This is a genomic window from Corynebacterium mustelae (assembly GCF_001020985.1).
GTDB lineage: Bacteria > Actinomycetota > Actinomycetes > Mycobacteriales > Mycobacteriaceae > Corynebacterium > Corynebacterium mustelae.
Window position 1 is genome coordinate 2442580 of the sequence record NZ_CP011542.1, and the last position, 12624, is coordinate 2455203.

General features: G+C 54.3%; 12 protein-coding genes. 7 read left to right on the forward strand and 5 right to left on the reverse strand.

Translation table 11 applies throughout. The features are described 5' to 3' along the window. Window positions 1-409: 409 nt before the first annotated feature. The gene (gene asnB / locus CMUST_RS10820) at window positions 410-2332 is read left to right on the forward strand and encodes an asparagine synthase (glutamine-hydrolyzing) (RefSeq protein ID WP_047262536.1); all 1923 of its coding nucleotides are present in this window, start codon (window positions 410-412) and stop codon (window positions 2330-2332) included. A gap of 83 nt (window positions 2333-2415) precedes the next feature. Here the strand turns inward: asnB and CMUST_RS10825 are convergent, their stop codons facing one another. Further along, window positions 2416-2763 carry a HesB/IscA family protein gene (locus tag CMUST_RS10825; protein ID WP_047262537.1) on the reverse strand — a complete coding sequence of 116 codons (348 nt, stop codon included), beginning with the start codon at window positions 2761-2763 and terminating at the stop codon, window positions 2416-2418. A gap of 253 nt (window positions 2764-3016) precedes the next feature. Between CMUST_RS10825 and CMUST_RS10830 the strand changes: the two genes are divergently transcribed. From CMUST_RS10830 to CMUST_RS10845, 4 genes are all read left to right on the forward strand, one after another. Next, window positions 3017-3691: a DUF3043 domain-containing protein gene (locus tag CMUST_RS10830; protein ID WP_047263579.1), complete on the forward strand. Its 675-nt coding sequence runs from the start codon at window positions 3017-3019 to the stop codon at window positions 3689-3691. A gap of 14 nt (window positions 3692-3705) precedes the next feature. After that, window positions 3706-4230, forward strand: a complete 525-nt coding sequence (gene cobU, locus CMUST_RS10835; protein ID WP_047262538.1) for a bifunctional adenosylcobinamide kinase/adenosylcobinamide-phosphate guanylyltransferase — start codon at window positions 3706-3708, stop codon at window positions 4228-4230. Window positions 4231-4339: 109 nt separating this feature from the next. Further along, the gene (gene cobT / locus CMUST_RS10840; protein ID WP_047263580.1) at window positions 4340-5404 is read left to right on the forward strand and encodes a nicotinate-nucleotide--dimethylbenzimidazole phosphoribosyltransferase; all 1065 of its coding nucleotides are present in this window, start codon (window positions 4340-4342) and stop codon (window positions 5402-5404) included. A gap of 28 nt (window positions 5405-5432) precedes the next feature. Further along, window positions 5433-6263 (forward strand): adenosylcobinamide-GDP ribazoletransferase, encoded by an 831-nt coding sequence (locus CMUST_RS10845; RefSeq protein ID WP_047262539.1) that lies wholly within the window; start codon window positions 5433-5435, stop codon window positions 6261-6263. Between the two features lie 159 nt (window positions 6264-6422). Here the strand turns inward: CMUST_RS10845 and CMUST_RS10850 are convergent, their stop codons facing one another. The 3 genes from CMUST_RS10850 to CMUST_RS10860 form a co-directional block, all read right to left on the reverse strand. Continuing rightward, a complete protein-coding gene (locus CMUST_RS10850) occupies window positions 6423-6662 on the reverse strand; it encodes a hypothetical protein (RefSeq protein WP_047262540.1) in 240 nt (79 codons plus the stop codon). Between the two features lie 75 nt (window positions 6663-6737). Next, window positions 6738-7019, reverse strand: a complete 282-nt coding sequence (locus tag CMUST_RS10855; RefSeq protein ID WP_047262541.1) for a hypothetical protein — start codon at window positions 7017-7019, stop codon at window positions 6738-6740. A gap of 15 nt (window positions 7020-7034) precedes the next feature. Then, window positions 7035-8135: a branched-chain amino acid aminotransferase gene (locus CMUST_RS10860; RefSeq protein WP_047262542.1), complete on the reverse strand. Its 1101-nt coding sequence runs from the start codon at window positions 8133-8135 to the stop codon at window positions 7035-7037. A 218-nt stretch (window positions 8136-8353) separates the two neighbouring features. Here CMUST_RS10860 and CMUST_RS10865 point away from each other — a divergent pair, with 218 nt between their 5' ends. After that, entirely contained in the window at window positions 8354-9835 is a 1482-nt protein-coding gene (locus CMUST_RS10865; RefSeq protein ID WP_047262543.1) for a leucyl aminopeptidase, read from the forward strand. 86 nt (window positions 9836-9921) lie between these two features. Here the strand turns inward: CMUST_RS10865 and CMUST_RS10870 are convergent, their stop codons facing one another. After that, window positions 9922-10308 carry a hypothetical protein gene (locus CMUST_RS10870; protein ID WP_047262544.1) on the reverse strand — a complete coding sequence of 129 codons (387 nt, stop codon included), beginning with the start codon at window positions 10306-10308 and terminating at the stop codon, window positions 9922-9924. 128 nt (window positions 10309-10436) lie between these two features. Here CMUST_RS10870 and sucB point away from each other — a divergent pair, with 128 nt between their 5' ends. Then, entirely contained in the window at window positions 10437-12437 is a 2001-nt protein-coding gene (gene sucB / locus CMUST_RS10875; protein WP_047262545.1) for a 2-oxoglutarate dehydrogenase, E2 component, dihydrolipoamide succinyltransferase, read from the forward strand. Window positions 12438-12624: the final 187 nt, after the last annotated feature.

Genomic DNA, 12624 nt, shown 5'->3' on the forward strand with positions numbered 1-12624 from the left:
GTTTTCTTTGGACATCTGCCTACATTTACCTGCCTGCAATACGCCCACGTCTATCTTCGCAGGATAGCGCATATTCGGGTCGATTCAGGAACTTTATTATTTTTTACTCTTTTTAGGTTTTCTCAATCCTTGCTCAATACAAGGGTTCCTTACTGGGAAATTCCCGAGTTTCCGTGACATTTAGCGCATATTTTCCGCCCGGTTCACTTTGCAATGTAACCCATCTCACAATTTCACGATTGGTTATCCATCTTTCGTATGCCCACAATTTTCGCCGGAAGTTACCCCCACTTTCCATCCGGTTAACCGCCGTGTGGCAAAGATGTTCAACCTGAGGTTTTGGGAGTACTGTTGATCGGAAACCGTATTGGACAATCTTGATCCTTGATAAAGGAGGATTCCACTTACCATGTGTGGACTTCTAGGCATGCTGACCAGCAATGCAGACGCGGCCCGCTTTGTGCCGGCTATCGAAAAGGCCTTGCCTTGTATGCGACATCGTGGGCCTGATGAGGCTGGCAGCTGGCACGACGACAATGCAGTCTTCGGCTTCAATCGACTGTCCATTATCGACCTGGAGCATTCTCACCAGCCGCTGAGGTGGGGGCCGCCGGAAAATCCTGATCGTTACGCGATGACCTTCAACGGTGAAATTTATAACTACATTGAGTTGCGCGATGAGCTCGGCAAGTTAGGCTACACCTTCAATACTTCCGGTGATGGCGAACCTATCGTTGTTGGTTTCCACCATTGGGGTGCAGATGTGGTGCGGCATCTGCGCGGCATGTTTGGCATTGCCATTTGGGACAGCGTTGAAGAGAAACTGTTTCTCGCTCGCGACCAGTTCGGGATTAAGCCTCTTTATTACGCCACCACCGCAGCCGGAACGGTGTTTTCTTCGGAAAAGAAGTGCATTTTGGAAATGGCTGATGCCATTGGCCTTGAACTTGCGTTGGATAAACGCGCCATCGAGCATTACATCGATTTGCAGTACGTTCCGGAGCCAGAAAGCCTGCATAGCGGGATCCGTCGGCTAGAATCCGGTTGCACCGCGACTGTTTCTATCGGAGGTGAAGTCAAACAAACTCGGTATTTCCGGCCTCAGTTCCCGGCGCAGCATGTACCGAAAAACAAGGAACAAAACTTGTTTGATCGGATTGCTCGGGCGTTGGAGGACAGCGTCGAAAAGCACATGCGTGCCGACGTAACCGTTGGTTCCTTCTTATCCGGAGGCATCGATTCCACCGCTATTGCCACCCTTGCAAAGCGCCATAACCCGGATTTACTCACCTTCACCACTGGTTTTGAGCGCGAAGGCTACTCAGAGGTCGACGTTGCCGCCGAATCCGCTGCGGCGATCGGCGTCGAGCACATCGTCAAAATTGTCTCCCCGGAGGAATACGCAGACGCGATCCCAAAGATCATGTGGTATCTGGATGATCCGGTCGCCGATCCGTCGTTGGTTCCGCTGTTCTTCGTCGCCCAGGAAGCCCGCAAGCACGTCAAGGTTGTGCTCTCAGGTGAAGGAGCCGACGAATTGTTTGGCGGCTACACCATTTATAAAGAGCCGCTGTCACTAAAGCCGTTTGACTATGTTCCTTCGCCACTACGTAAGGGACTAAACCGTCTGTCCCAGGTTCTGCCGGAGGGTATGAAGGGTAAGTCGCTGCTTGAGCGCGGTTCCATGACCATGGAGGATCGTTATTACGGCAATGCGCGTTCCTTCAACTTTGAGCAAATGCAACGGGTTATCCCGTGGGCTAAGCGGGAATGGGACCACCGTGAGGTGACCGCGCCGATCTACGCCCAAAGCGTCCACATGGATCCAGTTGCCCGAATGCAACACCTGGATCTGTTCACCTGGATGCGAGGCGATATTTTGGTCAAGGCGGACAAGATCAATATGGCTCACTCCTTGGAACTTCGGGTACCGTTCTTAGATAAGGTGGTTTTCGAGGTGGCAGAAACCATTCCGCATGACTTGAAGATCGCCAATGGCACCACGAAATACGCATTGCGTAAGGCGATGGAACAAATCGTTCCCGGCCATGTGTTGCATCGAAAGAAGTTGGGATTCCCGGTGCCGATGAGGCACTGGCTGGCTGGTGATGAGCTATTCGGTTGGGCGCAGGACACGATCAATGCATCACAGACTGAGGATATCTTTGATAAGAAAGCCGTACTAGAGATGCTGCATGAGCATCGCAATCAGGTCAGCGACCATTCCCGGCGGCTGTGGACCGTGCTGGCGTTCATGGTGTGGCACGGTATTTTCGAGGAAAAGCGTATCGACCCTGGTATCGAAGAGCGCGACTATCCGGTGTATCTGTAACTAAAGACGCACGGGCGGCGTCGAAAAGCTAAAAAGCGTCGAAAAGCATAACACGTTGCTTTTCGACGCTTTTTAGTGCGGTTTTAGTTAAACGAATCGCCGCAGGCGCAGGAACCAGTCGCATTTGGATTTTCTATGGCAAAACCAGAGGACTGGAGGGTGTCTTCAAACTTCACGGTAGCCCCCATGAGGAATGGAACACTCTTCTTATCTACGACAAAACGCAGACCATCGTAATCGTCGATTTTATCGCCGTCTAAGAGCTCGGTTTGGAACTCCAACCGATATTGCAGACCAGCGCAACCACCAGCAGCTACAGCCAGCCGCAGGAAATACTTATCGCCGTCTTCCTCCTGCGCGATCAATGCTTTAGCCTTAGCGACGGCTTCCGGGGTAACGATAACGCCTGTATTAGTTGTTGGGGTTGTCATTTATGCTCCTTATAAAATGCTTCAACACATAAAAGTGCTTGGGCACCATTATGCACCTTTAAAGTCGCTGCGGCTAACTCATCTAAAGATTACTCGCTTTAGCTTTGGTTTTAATACCCTCACCGTCGATATATTTACCATCGTTCTCTTTTTTAGGTAACCGATATGGATACATTTTCGCAATCCGCCGCATTGTTTCCTATTTGGGGTTCTGGGTACTCTGGTTGTCGTGAAACCTTCTCAATCAAAGTCTGTGGAACCACACGAAACCTCCAGCGAAACCACCGCGACCGAATCAACTTCAACCGGTGCTAGGCAGTCGAAGGCCTATACCCCTAAGAAAGGCCACGCCACCCCGAAGCGTAAACAGGCCCAAACGCATTCAGGCAGCTTTGAGTCACGGTTTACCCCAGCTGAATCGTTGGGAGAATCTCGCAAGCGTCGTAAAGAGCTAAAAGCATCTATGTCCAATGCGGAGTGGAAAGCGTATAAAGCCGAACAGAAAGAAGCCCGCAAGCAACGGCAACGCGCTGCCCAACGGGGTATGGACTCCGGCGACGAACGCTATCTCCTACCCCGTGATAAGGGGCCAGAGCGGGCATTTGTGCGGGATTTGGTTGATTCCAAGCGGCACCTTAATTCGTATGTCATGCCGTTTGCCATCGGATTACTGCTAGTCATGATGGTTTCCACCAGTTATCCCAGCATCTCCAACATTGTTTCCATCGTGGCAATGTTGATCATGCTGGTGTTCTTCGCCGAGGCTGTCATGTTGGGACGGGCCGCTTCCCGTGCGGTTCGCGAGAAATTCCCCAATACCACTGAGAATGGTTATGCCATCGGTTTCTATGCATTTGGCCGCGCATCACAACCTCGACGTTGGCGCACGCCAAAACCAAAGGTCGAAATCGGCGATATCGTCAAATAATGTAAGGCGGCTTCGTGCGTACTCTCGTGTTAGGCGGTGCCCGCTCTGGTAAATCAGCTTTCGCGGAAAAGTTAGTCGGAACCGCCGACTGCATATATGTAGCAACAGCTCGACCGTGGCCTGGGGATACTGATTTTGACCAGCGCATCGCCCAGCATCGCCGCCGCCGCCCGCCCAATTGGGAGACAGAAGAAACCACAGACGCTGTAACTGTTTTAGCCGATCCGCCGCAGGCAACCGTGCTTGTCGACGACTTAGGTACCTGGTTGACGCACACCATTGATCGTCGACAAGCGTGGGAGCTACCGCGCGGCACCATCGCAGCTGAAATTGATGCCTTAGTCTCGACAGTCGCAGCTTTCCCTGCCGACCGGGATCTGATTATGGTCAGCCCGGAAGTGGGCATGGGGATTATTCCAGAACACCGGGCAGGACGGCTGTTTCGCGATGAAATTGGGGCGTTGAATGCCGCTATCGCCAAGACGTGCGAACAAGTGGCATTCGTTATCGCAGGCCAAGTGTTATGGCTTAAACATTAACCTGTAGTTATCACCGGCTCCCCAACCACCAGCGATGGAAAATGATGCGGCTGGCGGTTTACGTATATTTTTTAATAACCAATCACTTCACAAGAAAGCCATGACTGCCATGCAGCCTTCCGATTTTTTCCCACAGATCCAAGCACCCGACGCTGAAAGCGCAGCTAAGGCCCGGGAGTACCAGTTAACGTTGACCAAACCAACCGGCGCGTTGTCGCGCTTGGAAGATCTCGGTGTATGGCTTTCCGCTTGCCAAGGTCAGGTGCCGCCGAAGAAAATCACCCAACCTAGGTTGGTAGTTTTCGCCGGTGACCACGGAATTTCAGCGCATGGCGTTTCACCTTACCCCAGAGAAGTGTCGATTCAGATGGCAGCGAATATTAACGCCGGAGGTGCGGGCGTCAACGCCATTGCGCAGGACTCCGGTATCGGCATTCGGGTGGCCGATATTTCCCTCGACCACGACGCCACCGGCCCTGAGCGGGTGATGCGGTGTTGCGGGCGGATTGATGTCGAGGATGCCATGTCGCAGGAGCAATTGCGGCACGCGATTGAGGTGGGTAAGCGCATCGCCGATGAGGAAATCGATGCTGGTGCAGACTTCCTTATGGCTGGCGACCTGGGAATCGGCAACACTTCTCCGTCTGCGGTCATAATTGGTTTGTTAACAAATCACGAACCGGTGGTTGTTACTGGCCGGGGTTCCGGAATTGATGACGAGGGATGGAAACGCAAAGTGGCGGTGGTACGCGACGCGATGTTTAGGGCTCGCGAGGACAAAGGTGACGTGCTAGCGATCATGCGCAAGGTCACGTCGCCGGAATTAGCCGCGATGGCGGCGTTCATCGCCCAGGCTGCTGTGCGTCGCACCCCAATCTTGCTGGACGGGGTTGTGGTTACTGCCGCTGCGATATTGGCAGACAAACTCGCCCCTGGTGCTCGTAAATGGATGCAAGCCGGGCACCAATCCGCCGAACCAGCCCACGAATTTGCCCTGACATATTTGGGTTTAGAACCGCTGCTCACCCTTGGTCTTCGACTGGGTGAGGGCTCCGGTGCTGCCGCCGCTTTTCCGTTGATGCGCATGGCGGCAAATATCATGGCCGACATGGCGACCTTCGATTCAGCCCAGGTTTCCGGTGCCGATGCGGTTCCCGACGACCGGTTCGCCTAACTCCCCTGTTTAACAAACGGAAACAACCATGTCGGATAAAGCCCACTTCGTTCCCGGCGAACACGGCCCAGCAATTATCGAGGGCCCGTTGACCGCACTGAGTTGGATGACGATCCTGCCAGTAACTGGTGCATCAGCATTCGACCGGATCACTGGTACCCGTGTCATGAACAGCTTGCCCATAGTGGGAATTTTTGTTGGTGTCATGGGTGCATTGCTAGCGGTGGGGCTTCATAGTATTGGAACTCCTGGGTTTCTCATCGGGGTGCTAGTGGTTGCTGGTTGGCAGCTATTCAATCGGTTCATGCACATCGACGGGCTTGCCGACGTCGGCGATGCGCTCGGTTCCTATGCCGAACCTGCCAAAGCGCGGGAGATTTTGGCCGATCCGCACGCGGGTTTGATTGGCATGGCTGGCGCGCTGCTTGCCCTTGTACTTCAGATTGCGGCAATCGCCGCGATTACCGATGCTGGCGTTGCACCGGTGATCGCGGTAATTCCCGTCGTCGGCCGGATTTGCACAATGGTGGGTGCCTGGCGGGGTTTTAATCCAATGAAGCCCACGGGTTTCGCCGCGTTGGTTATCGGTACCGTGCGCACTAAAGCGATTGTCGCGTGGTCGTTGGCAAGCTTCCTTTTGGCCACTGGGTGTTTATTGGTTGCAGGTATCCCGCTGACGATTGGTTTAGTAGGCTACCTGTGCTGTTTGATCTTCGCCATTATCGTGGCGATCATACTCGCCCGCCATTGCAGCAAGCGGTTCTCCGGTCTTAATGGCGACACCTGTGGTTTTATCACCGAAATCTGTACCAGCCTTTGTGCCGCGTTGATCGGCATCATCCTTTCCGCAGTGCTGTGACGATAAAGCTTAAAACGGTGCCTGGATACCTGAGTCATCACTTACGACCATGGGGGAATGATAGAAATCTGCCTCATTCAAGAAGGCGACTTGCTGAACCGGATGGGCAAAGTTTACACGTGTAAGATAACGAACAGTTGTAAAACTTTAGAGGGGTTGTCAACGCTGAGCTTTTCGACGCTTCAGCCGCCCATGTAGAAGCACGGCGATTGTTGTCGATGCGGCTGCGACAACACTAATTAGCGAAACTACGTTCCAAATAAGAACCCATTGGGGTGTACTACACACGAGGTATTCGTGTTCCATCAGGCGATAATCGATTCCGGCGGCAATCATGGAAAGTACCAAAGAAACGATCCCTACGACCAGAAACCCAATTGCCAGGTTTAGTTTATTCATCCGCTGTGTTCTAAAAATGGTGGTGCCACTAGTTAAATCTCGTCGCGCCACCGCTGTTACTCACTTCTTGGGTGCTTAGCCTTCCTGGAATTTTTGCCAGGCGGTTTCACCTTCGGCCAACAGTTCTTCAAATTCGGCGCGAGTGTCCCACCGGTACAGCTCAGCCCAGTCGGGATCGCAGTGTTCGTGAATGAGATACACCGGTTCGTTGCGTCCGCGCGGGACGCAGACTGCATCGTCGCAATCAATTCGCCGGGCAATCACGACCAGGTCGCGGCCTAACCACTGCCTGTAGTACTCGTTGGTGGCACGTGACTGCGTGGGGCTGAGGAACTCCCACATTTCGCCTGCTGTCATATACCTGCCGTCACGCTATGAAAGGTCAACGAGCCAGCCGTGCTGATCGGGGATGCTGCCACGCTGGATGCCAGTGAGGTGTTCCCGCATCTTCAGCGTAATTGGGCCCGGTTCATTGTTATTGATGGTGAATTCACCGTCCTTGGACTTCACCGAACCAACCGGAGTAATGACGGCGGCGGTACCGCAGGCAAAGGTTTCGGTGATGTCTCCGGTGGCGACAGCCTCCCGCCACTCATCGGTGCAGAATAACCGCTCTTCCACCGTGTACCCCAGGTCCGCCGCGACCTGTAGCAAAGAGCGACGGGTAACACCGGGAAGCAGCGAACCGGAAAGCTGCGGGGTGACGATGGTGGGGGTGTCAGAATTTCCGTAGACGAACATCAAGTTCATGCCGCCCATTTCCTCGACGTACTTGTGTTCGTGGGCGTCAAGCCACACCACTTGGTCGCAGCCCTTGTCCGCCGCCTGCGCTTGGGCCAGAAGTGAAGCAGCGTAGTTTCCGGCGAACTTGGCGGCACCGGTGCCACCGGGAGCGGCGCGCACGAATTCGTCGCAAAGCCAGACGGATACCGGTTTAATCCCGCCGCTGAAATACGCACCGGCAGGCGAAGCTATAACGAAATACTTATAGCTTGCCGATGGGTGTACCCCGAGTGTTGGTTCAGTCGCCACCATTACTGGCCGTAAATATAGGGATTCTTCGCCGCCTGCTGCGGGGACCCACTGGCTATCGATGGTGACCAACTGCTTCAACGATTCAATAAACAGCTCGGTTGGCAGCTCCGGCATTGCCAACCGGCGGGCCGATTGCTGGAAGCGCTCGGCATTATCTTCCGGCCTGAACGTCTTGATCTGGCCGTCGGCGTGCCGGTATGCCTTGATCCCCTCGAAGATCGCCTGGCCATAATGGAAAACGCTGGTGGCCGGGTCGAAAACTAATGGCTGGTACGGGATAACTTTCGCGTCATGCCAGCCGCGTTCCGCATCCCAGTCGATGGTGACCATATGGTCGGTGAAGTGCTTGCCAAAACCAGGGTCGGAAAGAATCTCAGCAAGTTCGGTCGCGGGGGTGGGGTTGGCGGTCTTTTCGATAGCGAAGTTCAACGGTTCCATGTGAAAAACATACACCGCTTATTGCCCCCGCAGCACCCGTGACAGGCCAGTTACTGCCCAGGTGGGGGTGTTAAGCACCGCACAATAGTGATAAAAATTCGGGAAAATTTAACCTATAAGCTGCATCTTTAAGCCACATCGACTTCCGATAGGGCTTTTCGATACCCTAGATGAGTTGTTACTAACCCCCTTCTTTACTTCCGAAAGGATGTATCCCTGTGAAAGAACTTTCACTGCCTGCAACCGGCACGGCGACAACCGTGACCTTTGCTAAGAAACTCCCCAAAGCATACGACGCCTTGTTGGTGCCAGTTTTTAAAGGCGAGGACGGACTGGAACTCGCAGCCTCCGGCCAGTTTTCGGAAGACATCGATGTTAGTATCTGGGAGCTTCTCAGCACTGTAGGTGCAACCGGAAAAGCCGAAGAAATCACCCGGATCCCGGCGATTGAGGGTGTCGATGCGGATTTCATCGTCGCGGTGGGACTTGGCGATAGCGAAAAGCTTGACGACGAAACCCTGCGTCGCGCCAGCGCTGTCGCAGCCCGTTCCCTGAAAGACGTGGAAACGGCGGTAACCACACTAGGCATTTTCGGTATCCAACCCGTCACCGAAGGTTCTGTTTTGGGCGCTTATTCCTATACTGGGCAGAAATCGGAAACAGGCTCCACACCGGTATCCACCATCACAGTTTTGGGTGAGGGAAAGACAGCTAAGGATGAGTTTGAACGTGGCCTCATCGCCGCCGAGGCGGTTAATCTAGCCCGCGACTTAGTCAATGCGCCATCCTCGCACCTGTATCCAGAAAGCTATGCGACTGTCATCACCGAAGTCGCTAAGACTTACGGGTTGGATGTGGATGTCCGTGACGAAAAGAAGCTCGTCAAGCAAGGATTCGGCGGTGTGCTCGCGGTGGGTATGGGCTCTTCCCGCAAGCCACGGTTGGTGCAGCTACGCTACCAGCCGAAAAAAGCAAAGAAGCACGTATCATTCGTCGGTAAGGGCATAACGTTTGACACTGGTGGAATTTCGTTGAAGCCAGGGGCAAACATGGATCAGATGATCTCCGACATGGGTGGTTCCGCCGCAGTCATCGCAACCGCAGTGGCAGCTGCCCGGTTGAAGCTTGACATTGCGGTTACCGTCACGGTGGCACTCGCTGAGAATATGCCTGATGGTGAAGCGTTCCGCCCTGGGGATGTCATCACTCATTACAATGGCACCACCACCGAGGTGCTCAATACTGATGCTGAAGGGCGGCTAGTTTTAGCCGATGGGTTAGCACTGGCGTCAGAAGAAAAACCGGACTACCTGATCGATTGCGCCACGCTAACAGGGGCACAAATCATCGCGCTTGGCGATCGCACCTCTGGAATCATGGGTGATGCGGACTTTGCCGCCCAGCTGGCAACTATCGGCCAAAAAGTAGGCGAACAAGCATGGGCTATGCCGCTGCCTGAGGAACTTACAGAAGCGTTGAAGTCTCCGGTCGCGGATCTACGTAATATCACCCCGCAGCGTTCCGGCGGCATGCTATCAGCCGGTTGCTTCTTGAAAGAATTCGTGGGTGAGTCGATCACTTGGGCTCACGTTGATATTGCTGGCCCGTCGTTTAATACCAGCGCCGCCTACGGCTACACCCCGATGCGGGCAACTGGCGTTCCCGTCCGTACCTTCGTGGCGTTCTTAGAATCGCTGTGATAGCTTTTCGACGTCCCTCCACCGCCTGGATCAGGGACTAAACCAGCTGTCCACCACTGTTTTTCTTCAGCGGTGGACAGCTGGTTTTAGTATTCTCCCCGTTCGAACTTCTCGCGTCGTAATCGCTGTTCTTCCCGTTTCCGCAAAATTCGGTCGCGCTCAATTTTTTCCCGCATGCGTTGGGGGTAGCCGGTTTCTTCGACATCGTAGATTGGTACGTTTAGTTCTTTGGCAATGACATCGATTCCTTTAGGGCCACCTATCCGGCGCCGGGTGAAGTCTCCGGTGACATCAACAAGCACAACGGACATTTCATTCACGAGGGTTTCCGGCTCCACAAAAGCTTCTACAATCGCATGATCGACCACCCATTGTTTCAAATACGCTAAATCCGCTTCCCGGACCGTTTCACCCGGCCCACGTGCGGGTTTAAGGTTAGATTTGGTGCCTTTGCGGCCAAAGAAATTGAACACAGCTAACAATTGTAGGGGGAAAAATTCTTTTCCTTTACCTCGAAAGTCACATTATGAGCGCAAAGCAGGTACTCTCTTAAAGGTATTAAGACTTTCCACAACAAGATTTACTAGGAGTCATGACAACAATGGCGCACTCCGTTGTGATGCCCGAACTGGGCGAATCAGTAACCGAAGGCACAATTACCCAGTGGCTAAAGTCCGTCGGTGACACAGTTTCGGTAGACGAACCCCTGTTAGAAGTCTCCACCGACAAGGTTGACACAGAGGTCCCTTCCCCAGTGGCCGGTGTTCTATTGGAGATCCGCGCTCAAGAAGACGACACCGTTGACGTGGGCGAAGTTATTGCGATTATCGGCGAAGAGGGCGAGGCTCCTGCCTCTGAATCTGCTCCAGCAGAACCAGAAGCCACAGCGGAACCAGCCGCCAAGGTTGAAACAGCCGCACCAGCGGAAGAAACCCCAGCACCAGCAGCAACCGACGTGGTTATGCCCGAACTCGGCGAATCAGTAACCGAAGGCACCATCACCCAGTGGCTCAAGTCCGTCGGCGACACCGTCGAAGTAGACGAAGCACTCCTGGAAGTCTCCACCGACAAGGTCGACACCGAAGTCCCATCCCCAGTAGCTGGAACCATCCTGGAAATCCTCTTCAACGAAGACGACACCGTCGACGTCGGCGAAGTCATCGTCCGCATCGGCGACAAGAACGCACAACCAGCCGCACCAACGGAACCAACCCCAGCACCAGCGGAAGAAACCCCAGCACCAGCAGCAACCGGTGCCGCTACCGACGTGGTTATGCCCGAACTCGGCGAATCAGTAACCGAAGGCACCATTACCCAGTGGCTCAAGTCCGTCGGCGACACCGTCGAAGTAGACGAAGCACTCCTGGAAGTCTCCACCGACAAGGTCGACACCGAAGTCCCATCCCCAGTAGCTGGAACCATCCTGGAAATCCTCTTCAACGAAGACGACACCGTCGACGTCGGCGAAGTCATCGTCCGCATCGGCGACAAGAACGCACAACCAGCCGCACCAACGGAACCAACCCCCGAACCAGCAGAACCAGCCGCCAAGGTCGAAACAGCCACACCAGCGGAAGAAACCCCAGCACCAGCAGAACCGGTAGCGAAAGAAGAAGCGCCAGCAGCAAAGGTCGAAAAGCAAGAAAAGCCCGCTGCTTCGGGCGAGAACCTGCCGTATGTCACACCACTGGTTCGCAAGCTTGCCGAAAAGCACGGGGTTGATCTGACCAAGATCACCGGAACCGGTATCGGTGGCCGCATCCGTAAGCAGGACGTTCTTGCCGCGGCCAACGGTGAAGCACCGGCGGAATCTTCAGCACCTGTGGATTCTGGCCCGCGGGCAAACTGGTCCACCAAGTCGGTTGATCCAGAGAAGGCTGCCTTGATCGGCACCACCGCTAAGGTGAACCGGATCCGTGAGATCACCGCTGCAAAGATGGTGGAAGCACTTCAAATTTCCGCGCAGCTTACCCACCTGCAAGAGGTCGACATGACCAAGATTGCGGAGCTGCGTAAGGAATCCAAGCCAGCCTTCCAGCAGAAGTACGGTGTGAATCTCACTTACCTGCCATTCTTTGTTAAGGCTGCCGTTGAAGCCTTGGTTTCTCACCCGAACGTCAACGCGTCCTACAACGCCGAGACCAAGGAAATGACCTACCACGCTGATGTGAACGTCGCTATCGCGGTTGACACCCCACGCGGCCTGCTCACCCCGGTCATTCACAAGGCCCAGGAGCTTACCTTCCCAGAGATCGCCCAGGCGATTGTTGATCTTGCCGATCGGGCACGGAACAATAAACTCAAGCCACAGGATCTGATGGGCGCTACTTTCACCATCACCAACATTGGTTCCGAAGGTGCGTTGTCCGACACCCCGATCTTGGTTCCACCACAGGCTGGCATTCTAGGAACTGCCGCTATTCAAAAGCGTGCCGTGGTTGTGACTGAGGATGGAGTAGACGCCATCGCTATCCGACAGATGTGCTACATGCCATTTACCTACGACCACCAGGTGGTAGACGGCGCTGATGCTGGCCGCTTCACCACCACCATCAAGGATCGGCTAGAAACCGCAAACTTCGCAGATGATCTTGCACTCTAACCTGGCATAGCTAGTTACCCGAAGGTCGGTGTCACACTGTGTGACACCGACCTTTTCGTGTTTTGCTGGCTGGGGTTCGTACCGCAACTCGACCTTTCTCTCCGAAAAACCACGTGACCAACCACCACACCCCGGATAGGTCGAGTTGCCTCGTTAGTGCCTGCACCAGTTACTTCCCGCAGGATAG